The organism is Amycolatopsis sp. NPDC058278, assembly GCF_042881395.1.
Taxonomy (GTDB): domain Bacteria; phylum Actinomycetota; class Actinomycetes; order Mycobacteriales; family Pseudonocardiaceae; genus Amycolatopsis.
The window spans coordinates 1-9,749 of record NZ_JBHVXZ010000213.1; the positions used below are offsets into that span (position 1 = coordinate 1).

At 71.6% G+C, this 9,749-nt stretch carries 8 protein-coding genes; 4 read left to right on the plus strand and 4 right to left on the minus strand.

Annotated elements, in window-relative coordinates; translation table 11 throughout:
• Nucleotides 1-20: 20 nt before the first annotated feature.
• From ACFVYA_RS48330 to ACFVYA_RS48340, 3 genes are all read right to left on the minus strand, one after another.
• Entirely contained in the window at nt 21-572 is a 552-nt protein-coding gene (locus tag ACFVYA_RS48330) for a snapalysin family zinc-dependent metalloprotease (protein ID WP_387055211.1), read from the minus strand.
• Between the two features lie 163 nt (nt 573-735).
• Nucleotides 736-1,290 carry a TetR/AcrR family transcriptional regulator gene (locus ACFVYA_RS48335; RefSeq protein ID WP_387055213.1) on the minus strand — a complete coding sequence of 185 codons (555 nt, stop codon included), beginning with the start codon at nt 1,288-1,290 and terminating at the stop codon, nt 736-738.
• A gap of 2 nt (nt 1,291-1,292) precedes the next feature.
• A complete protein-coding gene (locus tag ACFVYA_RS48340) occupies nt 1,293-2,792 on the minus strand; it encodes an MFS transporter (RefSeq protein WP_387055215.1) in 1,500 nt (499 codons plus the stop codon).
• A gap of 83 nt (nt 2,793-2,875) precedes the next feature.
• On the opposite strand from ACFVYA_RS48340, the gene ACFVYA_RS48345 reads away from it, so the two are divergent.
• On the plus strand, nt 2,876-3,106 hold the full coding sequence (locus ACFVYA_RS48345) for a hypothetical protein (protein WP_285990687.1): 231 nt from the start codon (nt 2,876-2,878) through the stop codon (nt 3,104-3,106).
• Between the two features lie 140 nt (nt 3,107-3,246).
• Here ACFVYA_RS48345 and ACFVYA_RS48350 read toward each other — a convergent pair whose 3' ends face one another.
• The gene (locus tag ACFVYA_RS48350) at nt 3,247-4,422 is read right to left on the minus strand and encodes an ROK family protein (RefSeq protein WP_387055221.1); all 1,176 of its coding nucleotides are present in this window, start codon (nt 4,420-4,422) and stop codon (nt 3,247-3,249) included.
• 136 nt (nt 4,423-4,558) lie between these two features.
• On the opposite strand from ACFVYA_RS48350, the gene ACFVYA_RS48355 reads away from it, so the two are divergent.
• The 3 genes from ACFVYA_RS48355 to ACFVYA_RS48365 are packed head-to-tail and all read left to right on the plus strand — an operon-like array spanning nt 4,559 to nt 9,686.
• Nucleotides 4,559-5,983 carry an APC family permease gene (locus tag ACFVYA_RS48355; protein WP_387055217.1) on the plus strand — a complete coding sequence of 475 codons (1,425 nt, stop codon included), beginning with the start codon at nt 4,559-4,561 and terminating at the stop codon, nt 5,981-5,983.
• On the plus strand, nt 5,980-8,799 hold the full coding sequence (locus ACFVYA_RS48360) for a beta-mannosidase (protein WP_387055219.1): 2,820 nt from the start codon (nt 5,980-5,982) through the stop codon (nt 8,797-8,799). Before ACFVYA_RS48355 ends, ACFVYA_RS48360 begins: the two co-directional genes overlap by 4 nt.
• A complete protein-coding gene (locus ACFVYA_RS48365; protein ID WP_285990690.1) occupies nt 8,796-9,686 on the plus strand; it encodes an ROK family protein in 891 nt (296 codons plus the stop codon). The genes ACFVYA_RS48360 and ACFVYA_RS48365 overlap by 4 nt, the downstream gene beginning before the upstream one ends.
• Nucleotides 9,687-9,749: the final 63 nt, after the last annotated feature.

Genomic DNA, 9,749 nt, shown 5'->3' on the forward strand with positions numbered 1-9,749 from the left:
CGGGCCACAGCGTCAAGGGCTCAGAAGCCGTAGACGGTTTCGTAGACCCGCTCGGCGTTGGTCGCGACGAGACCGTTGGCCCACAGCGAGTTCACCCGGCTGCGCTCGGCGGCGTTGGGCACCGCGTTCGTGCAGGACGGGCCGGGGCCGCCACCCGACATCAGCTCGGAGCACGGGCCCGAGTAGTGGTCGGGCAGCCCGAGGGCGTGCCCGGTCTCGTGCGCCGCGATGCGGGTCGGGTTGTACTGGCGGGCCTGGGTGTAGTCGATGAAGATGGTGCCGCTGCCGTGCCCGTTGGTCGAGGCGTAGGAGCCGCGGGGGTCGTTGCCCTCGGTGTAGCGCAGGCTGGCGCCGGAGTTGCGCTCGACGAGCCGGACGTTGGTGACGCTGCGGTTCCAGTTGGCGGCACCGGCGTTGATCACCGAGCGGAACGTCGGTGCGCTGGCGGTGCTGTAGTAGACCGTGGTGACGGCGGCTTCCTGCTCGGTGGCGGCCGACGCGGTGCCCGCGGCGAGCGGGGTCACGGTCAGGGCGAGCGCGACGGCGCCGGCCAGGGCGAACTTCCTCGACATCGGAAGACTCCTCGTGAGGGGACGGGGATTTGCCGGAATTGCGCGCGCTGTCGAGAATTTACCCGGAATACACCTTCGCCGGAGCCGACTAACGTAGGGCGTGGAAAGTGGTGATTTCCCAACACCAAAGTCGGGTTGACAACGGGGCTCGTGGGCGGGCCGGTCACCCGAAGGTGAGGGCCAGGAGCTGCTGTTCGAGCTTCCGCGCGGCGGCCACGTCGATGCCCGCGCCCCACAACGGCGCCGTGCTCGCGCCGTCGGCCGCCGCCACCACCAGGGTGATGACGTCGCCGGGGAGGCCGTCGTCGTGGAGTTCGCGCTCCCACTGCTGCGCGTCCGCGCGGGCCAGCTCGGCGATCTCGGGGATCGAGATCAGCTGGGCGATCAGGGCGATGGTCTCCCGGACCGCGACCTCGTCGTAGGAGGTGTCCAGCGACGCCCGGACGTACGCGCGCGTCAGCCGCCCCGGGGCGGTGTCGGCCGGGTCGAGCGCGGCCCGCACCTCGGTGCGGAACGCGTCCAGCAGGTCCTGGGCGAGCGTGCGCACCAGCGCGTCCTTGGCGGGGAAGTGGTACAGCAGCCCGCCTTTGGACACGCCGGCCGCCCGGGCGATGTCGTCGAGGGAGGCCGACACGCCGCGGGTGCGGATGACCTTCGCGGCGGCGTCGAGCAGGGCCCGGCGCGTCTCCTCCGGGCCGCGCCCGGCTTTGCGAGGCATGCTCAGTCCTTCCCGGACGGAATGGACGGAATGGTACGCCAGGCGATCAGCGCGGCGACGGCGGTGACGGCGGCCGCCGCGAGGGACGTCACCTGCATGGCGCCGGTGAAGGCGTCCCGTGCGGCGCGGGCGAGTCCGGAACCCGGGTCCAGGACGCTCGCGGCTCCGGCGAGCGAGTCGCGGACCTCGCCGGGCACCGGGCCGTCCGGCAGGAACGCGCGGTAGACCAGGTTCACCACCGAGCCGAGGAGCGCGATGCCCAGCGCCGCCCCGAGTTCGTAGGCCGTCTCGGAGATCGCCGACGCCGAGCCGGCCTTGTCCCGCGGGACCGCGGAGAGCACCGAGTCGACGGTCAGCGTCAGCGCCAGTCCGACGCCCAGGCCGACCGGCACCAGCGTCAGGCCCAGCCACCAGTACTGCGGCGCCCGTTCGGCGACCGAGACCAGCGCGAGGCCCAGCGCGGCGACCGCGAGGCCCGCCGCGACGGCCCGGCCCCGCCCGAGCCGCCCGGCGACCACGCCGACGGCGGCCACGACGGCGATCGAGGCCAGCGTCGCGGGCATCTCCGCGAACCCCGCCTGCAGCGGCGAGAAGCCGCGGACGAGCTGCAGGTACTGGGAGAAGAAGAACAGCAGGCCCATCAGCGCGAAGACCGCGATGAAGTTCGCCAGGACCGCGCCGCTGAAGGCGCCGTTGCGGAACAGCGTGACGTCGATCAAGGGAGCCGCGGCCCGCCGCTGGCGGCGGACGAACAGAACGCCGGCCAGCAGCCCGAGCACGGCGGCGACACTCGTCCGGACGTCGAAGCCCGTGCTGACGGCGTGCTTGACCGCGTAGACCAGCGGGACGATCGCGGCCAGCGACAGCCCGGCCGAAAGCAGGTCGAACCGGCCCGGGTCCGGATCCCGGGATTCGGGCAGCAGCCACGCGCCCGCGATCAGGAAGACGACGACGATCGGCACGTTGATCAGGAACACCGAGCCCCACCAGTAGTGCTCGAGCAGCGTGCCGCCGACCAGCGGGCCCAGCGCGATGCCGCCACCGGACCCGGCCGACCAGATGGCGATCGCGCGGGTGCGTTCACGCGGGTCGGCGAACAGCGTCCGGATGAGCGACAGTGTCGACGGCATGATCGTCGCGCCGGCGACACCGAGCAGCAGCCGCGCGACGACGAGCACGCTCGCGGTGGGGGAGAAGGCGGCCAGCGTGGAGGCGAGCCCGAACGCCGCGGTCCCGATGAGCAGCACCTTCTTGCGCCCGAACCGGTCGGCCAGGTTCCCGGCCGTGACGAGCAGCCCGGCCAGGGCGAGGGAGTAGACGTCGCCGATCCAGAGGATTTCGGTGGCGCTCGGCGCGAGTTCGCGGGTGAGCGACGGCACGGCCAGGTACAGCACGGTGCCGTCGACCGCGAGCAGCAGCACGGCGCCGACGAGGACGCCCAGCGCGGCCCAGCGGCGCCGGGGGCTCAACGGCCGGGCGGAGGTCGGCAGGGTGGCGGACATGGACGTTACTATACCGTCTGGACGGTATAGTAAGCCTGGTGAGGCCGCTCACGCGTAGGCTGGAGGCAGTGGAAGGAGGGGACGTGACAGCCGAGGACCTGATGATCGAGTTCGCCCTGGCGCGCCTGGATCACCCCGAGCTCGACTTCGAGGACATCGCCGCGCTCGTCGTCCGCCGGGGCGGCCCGGAGCGGGAGCTGGAGTTCGCCGCCCGCAACCTCGCCGACCGCGGCGAACTGCGCGGCGCCGCCTTCCCGACGGCGGTGGAGTACGTGCTGCGGGTGGTGCTCACCCTGCGCGGACCGTCCGACTAGTCCATTGTGGATCCGGGTTCTGCCCGGGGTGCTCGGGCCGGGCGGTCTTTCGGCCGGGGCGTCTGCTCGTTCTGCGCGCGACCCGGGTGGTCGGACGGCTTCGGCTCCTTCGCCGGGCGCGCGTCCGGTGATCGGAGCGCTCAGGCGTCCCCCGCGGCGCGGCGCAGGCCGCGGCGGTCGAACACCAGCTCGTGCGCCGTGCTCAGGGCCGTCGCGATCGCTCCCGCCAAGACCGCGTCCTCACCCAGCCGGCCCGCCACGATGTCCGGCACCACCGGCGTCGTCGCGGCCAGGGTGCGGCGCATCGGCCCGGCCAGCAGGTCCGTGTTCCCGCCGATGCCGCCGCCCAGCACGATCAAGCGCGGGTCCAGGACCGCCGCCACCGCCGCGACCACGTACGCCAGCTTCTCCGCCTCCTGCTCGACCACGGCAAGAGCCCGCGGATCGCCCGCCCGGGCCAGCCGGAACACGTCCTTCGCCGAACGCGCCTTCGGCACACCGCGGGCCCGGGCCGCGGCCACCACCGCCTGGCCCGCCGCCGCCGTCTCCACCGGGCCGGGGCGCCGCGCGTCCGCGCCCCGGTTGCGCAGGGGACCGAACGGCAGGTCCGCGATCTCGCCCGCCGCGCCGTGGGCACCGCGGAACAGCTTCCCGTCCACCAGCAGGCCCATCCCGATGCCGGTGCCGACGGTCAGGCACACCAGCGCGTCGACGCCCAGCGCCGCGCCGAGCGCGTGCTCACCGACCGCGCACAGGTTCGCGTCGTTCTCCACCACCACGTCCGAGCCCGCGACGGCCGGCGCCGAGGCGAGCTCGTGCAGCAGCCCGCGCCGTTCCCAGCCCGGCAGGTTGGGCGCGCGGTGCACCGTGCCCGTCGCCGGGTCGGGGACGCCGGGCGTGCCGACCACCGTCGACACGACTTCGTGCGGGTGCAGTCCGGCCGAGGACACCGCGCGTTCGACGGATTCGCTGACCGTGCGCACCAAAGCGCTCGCCGAACGGCACCGGTTGGGCTCGTCGAGCCGCGCGACGATGCTGCCTTCCAGGTCCGCGACGGCGATCCGGAGCACCCGCCGCCCGATGTCGACGCCGACGACGTGCCCCGCGTCCGGCGCCGCCTGGTAGACGACCGCCGCGCGGCCCGGGCCGGCCAGGCTGCGCCCGGTGGTCCGGACCAGTCCGTGCTGCTCGAGATCGACCAGGGCCTGGCCCACCGTGGGTTTCGACAGCCCGGTGTCGGCGGCGATCCGGGGCCGCGTCGCTTCGCCGTGCGCGCGCAGCCGGTCCAGTACCAGACGCTGGTTCAACGCCCGCATGTGCGCCGGAGTCCCGACCTGCGGCCCGTTTCGTCCCACGCGTCCTCCTGAGTTGCCGCAAGTTTATCCGCGAACCCTTCCGGCCCGGGGCGTTCTATGTTAAGAAACTTTACTAACTACTAGTCGGAGGCACGTCGTGAGTTCACCCACCCGGTCCGGGGAACCGCCCGCCCTTGAACGCCGGATCGGTCCGCTGCAGGCCACCGCGATCAACATGACCCAGATGTGCGGCATCGGCCCGTTCGTCACGATCCCCGCCATGGTCGCCACCATGGGCGGCCCGCAGGCGATGTTCGGCTGGATCATCGGGGCGATCGTCGCGCTGGCCGACGGGCTCATCTGGGCCGAACTCGGCGCCGCCATGCCGGGCGCCGGCGGCACGTACCTCTACCTGCGCGAAGCGTTCCAGTACCGCACCGGGCGGCTGATGCCGTTCCTGTTCGTCTGGAGCGCGGTGCTGTTCATCCCGCTGATCATGTCGACCGGCATCATCGGCCTCGTCCAGTACCTCGGCTACCTGATCCCCGGCGTCACCGACGACGCGGGCACGACGCCGCTGGGCAAGCTCATCGGCGTCGGCATCACGCTGGTGATCATCCTGGCGCTGTTCCGCAAGATCGGCCAGATCTCCAAGCTCACCACGGTCCTGTTCGTGATCATGCTCGTCGCGGTGCTGACAACGATCGTCGCGGCGTTCTCCCACTTCAGCGCGGCGCAGGCGTTCGCCTTCACCCCGGGCGCGTTCAGCTCCGGCGGCACGGGCACGTTCTGGGGTGGCCTCGGCGCCGGCCTGATCATCGCCATCTACGACTACCTCGGCTACAACACCTCCGCCTACCTCGGCGGCGAGGTGCGGACGCCGGGCCGCACGCTGCCCCGCTCGATCATCTTCTCCATCCTCGGCATCATGGGCCTGTACTTCCTGCTGCAGGTCGGCGTGCTCGGGTCGATCCCACTGGACCAGCTGGAGGAGGCGAAGTCGGTCGCGTCTTCGGTGCTGGAACAGGTCTGGGGCACCGGGACGGCGAAGGCCATCACCGTGCTGATCGTGATCGCCGCGATCGGGTCCGTCTTCGCCGGGCTGCTCGGTGGCTCGCGCGTGCCGTTCGAGGCCGCGCGCGACAAGGTGTTCCTGCCCGTGTTCGGCAAGCTGCACCCCAAGCTGCACCTGCCCACCGCGGGCGTGCTCACCATGGGCGCCATCACGATCCTCGGCTCGCTGTTCACCCTGACCACGGTGATCAACGCGGCGGTCGCGACCCTGGTCATCATCCAGTCGCTGGCCCAGGTCGCCGCGATCGTCGTGCTCCGCCGCCGCCAGCCGGAGCTGAGGCGGCCTTACCGGCAGTGGCTCTACCCGGTGCCCACGGTCATCGCGCTGATCGGCTGGGTCTACATCTACGTCTCCGCCGACTGGCTGTCCATCGGGCTGTCGCTCGGCTGGATCGCCGTCGGCGCGATCGCCTACCTCGGCTACGCCAAGACCGAGCGCACCTGGCCCTTCGGTCCCAAGGAGATCAAAGAGGCCTTCGCCACCGAACCGGAAGGGGTTCAGGCATGACGAAGAAGCTCGCGGCGCTCGCCGCGCTGCTCCTCGTACCGGGTGTGCTGAGCGTGGCCGGACCCGCCGCCGCGCAGGACACACCGGCCGTCGTGAAACCGCACGGGCTCACCACGATCGGCCTGCAGGGCTGGCAGGTCCTCACCACGGCGAGCGTCGGGGACGGCGGCGACAAGGTCTCCACGCCCGGGTACGCCACCCGCGGCTGGCTGCCGGTGCGACCGGACGACGCCGGCGCGCCCGGCACCGAGATCAACGCCCTGGTGCAGAACGGCAAGTGCCCGGACGTCTTCTACTCCGACACCATGCGCAAGTGCTTCGGGTACGTCGACAAGCTCGGGCCCGTCGTGACGAAGCCGTTCTCCGACCCGTGGTGGTACCGCGCCGACTTCACCCCGGACATCCGCCCGGGGCAGCACGCCAAGCTGACCATCCCGGGCATCGTCGGGGAGGGCGACGTCTGGGTGAACGGCAGGCTCGTCGCGACGAAGGACGTCGTGAGCGGCGCGTTCGCCGGGCACACCTTCGACGTTTCGAAGCTGGTCAAGCCGGGCCGCAACACCCTGGCGATCAAGGTCTACCCCAACGACCCGCTGAAGATGTACACCCTCGACCAGGTCGACTGGGGCCAGATCCCGCCCGACAACAACACGGGCATCCAGTTCCCGCCGACCCTCCAGGTCTCCGACGCCCTGACCGGCGACAACGCGCACGTCGTGCAGGACAACGCGCCCGACCTGACCAGCTCGAAGCTCACGGTCAAGCTGGACGTCACCAACAACGCGGCCACCGCGCAGACCGGCGACGCCGCCGCGACGATCACCTCGCCCTCGGGCACGCCGATCGTCGTCAAGCAGCGCGTGACGATCCCGGCGAACACCAAGCGGACGGTCGTGTTCGCGCCGGTGAAGATCGCCCGCCCGCAGGTCTGGTGGCCGTACTCGATGGGCGGCCAGCCGCTGTACACGCTGACCACCGCGGTCTCCCAGGACGGCGTCCTGTCGACGTCGTCGAAGAGCACCTTCGGCATCCGCACGGTGACCTCGCGCCTGGTCGGCAAGTCCGCGCCGCTGCCCGAGGGTGCGCGGCAGTTCACGATCAACGGCCGGGACTTCGTGTTCCGCGGCGGCGGCTTCGCCCCGGACCTGTTCCTGCGCTACGACAAGGCCGACACCGCCCACCAGCTCGCGCTGATCAAGAACCTGGGCTTGACCGGCGTCCGGCTCGAGGGCCACGACATGCCGCCGGACTTCTACGACCAGGCCGACCGCGCCGGTCTGCTGGTGATCGGCGGGTTCCTGTGCTGTGACGCCTGGCAGCCGGAAGACGCCTCGACGCTGACCGAGCGCGACTACCGGATCATGCACGACTCGGCGTACACCATCGCGCAGCTGGAGCGGAACCACCCGAGCGTCTTCAACTACGGCTGGAGCGACAACGAGCCGGTGCCCCGCCAGGAGTCCGAGACGCTGAAGGCGTTCCAGGAAGCCGACTTCCAGGTCCCGGTGATCGCCTCGGCGGAGTACAAGAGCACACCGACGCTCGGCCAGTCCGGGGAGAAGGAAGGCCCGTACGACTGGGTTCCGCCGTCGTACTGGTACGACAGCTCGCACTTCGACCCCGAGGACTCCAGCCGCACCAACGCGGGGGGCGCCTGGGGCTTCGCGAGCGAGCAGAGCGCCGGGCACACCGTGCCGACGCTCGACTCGATCAAGCGCTTCCTGTCACCGGCCGAGCAGGCCAAGCTGTGGCAGGACCCGGCGTACAACCAGTACCACGCCAACTTCGAGCCGGGCCACGGCGATTACGCGTTCGGCACGCTGTACACCCTCGACCAATCGATCGCGCAGCGGTACGGGAAGTGGAACTCGCTGAAGTCCTATGTGGACCTGGCAAACATCGCGAACTACGAGAACACCCGCTCGCAGTTCGAGGCGTTCCTGCACCACTCGACGGACAAGGCCAACCCGGCGACCGGTGTCGTCTACTGGCAGCTGAACAAGGGCTGGCCGACGTTGCTGTGGTCGCTCTACAACGACGACGGCGACCAGGCGGGCGCGTACTTCGGCGCCCAGAAGGCGAACAAGCCGCTGCACGCGATCTACGGCTACGACAACGGATCCGTCACCCTGGACAACCTCGGCGCGGCCACGCAGTCCGGGCTTTCGGTGCAGGCCCGCGTGCTGGACACCGCGGGCAAGGTCCTGGACGACCAGACCGCGTCCGGGCTGAGCCTCGGCAGCCAGGGCGTCAAGACCGGCGTCCTGAAGCCGAAGGTGCCCGCCGAGACGACGGCGCCCGTCCCCGCGCAGGTCTACTTCGTCGAGCTGCAGGTCAAGCAGAGCGGGAAGGTCGTCGACCGGAACGTCTACTGGCTTTCGACGCAGAAGGACGTCGTCGACTGGGCCAAGACGCTGGGCAACCCGCAGGCGACGCTGGCGCAGTACGGCAACCTGCAGGCCCTGCAGAACCTGCCGAAGTCGCAGGTCAGTGCGGTGGCGTCGACGTGTGCGAGCGGCGGCGGCCTGGTCACCACGGTGACGGTCACCAACACCTCGAAGACGCCGGGCGCGGCGTTCTTCCTGCGAGCCGACGTCCGCCGCGGCACGCCGGACGGGCGGGAAGCGCCGGGGGACAACCAGCTCGCGAACGCGACCTGGGACGACAACGACATCACGCTGTGGCCGGGCCAGTCGCAGACGCTGACCGTCACGTACCAGGCGGCCGACCTGCGTGGTGCGGTGCCGGTGATCAGCGTCGACGGGCTTAACACCGGCCGGATCGTGGTGCGGGGGACGGGAGGGACCCACACGTGACGGAGGAACGGATTCTCGGGATCGACTTCGGCGGCACGAAGGTGGCGCTGGGGCTCGCCGATCGCGACGGGACCCTGCTGGCGACCCGCCGGCTGGACACCGACGCGCAGGCGGGGGCCGGGCAGGTGGTGGTGCGCGCGCTCGCCGCGGCCAGGGCCCTCCTGGCCGACGAAGGCGCGGTGCCCGCCTGCATCGGTGTCGTCAGCCCGGGGATCGTGCTGCCGGATCGCATCCTGCTCGCGCCGAACGTGCCCGGGTGGGAGCAGCTGCGGCTGGCCGAGCTGGTGGCCGCGGAGTTCCCCGGCGTGTCGATTTCGGTGGGCACGGACGCGAAGGCGGCGGCGCTGGCGGAGTGGCGCTGGGGCGCGCTGGCCGGGGCCGATCCGGCGGTGTTCTTGTCACTGGGCACCGGCATCGCGGCCGCGGTGCTGGTCGGCGGCCGGCTGCTGACCGGCGCCAACGGAGCTGCCGGCGAGATCGGGTACAACCTGCTCTCGCCGCAGGACACCGAGGGTTTCGCGAGCGGAGCGGCGCCGCTCGAGGAAGCCGTCGGTGGGCGTGGGCTGGGCGGCCGGGCGAGCGAACTGCTCGGCCGCCCGGTCACCGCCGGCGAGCTGTTCGCGCTGGCCAAGGAGAACGTCGAGGCGAAGGAGCTGGTGACGGCCGCGCTCGACGAGCTGTCGATGCACGTGGCCAACCTGGCGATCGCGCTGGACCCGGAGCGCATCGCGGTCGGCGGCGGGCTCGTGCGGTCGGCGGACGTGCTGCTGCCGGCGCTGGCGGACCGGCTCGCGCACGCGGTGCCGTTCCCGCCGCAGCTGGTGGCGGCCCGCTTCGACCAGGACGCGGCGCTGCTGGGCGCGGTGGCGCTGGCCCTGGGCGGGTAGGTCGTCCGGGTGGTGTGCCGGTGCCCCGAACCCGCACCACCACCCGGTTCAGGGCTTCAGGCT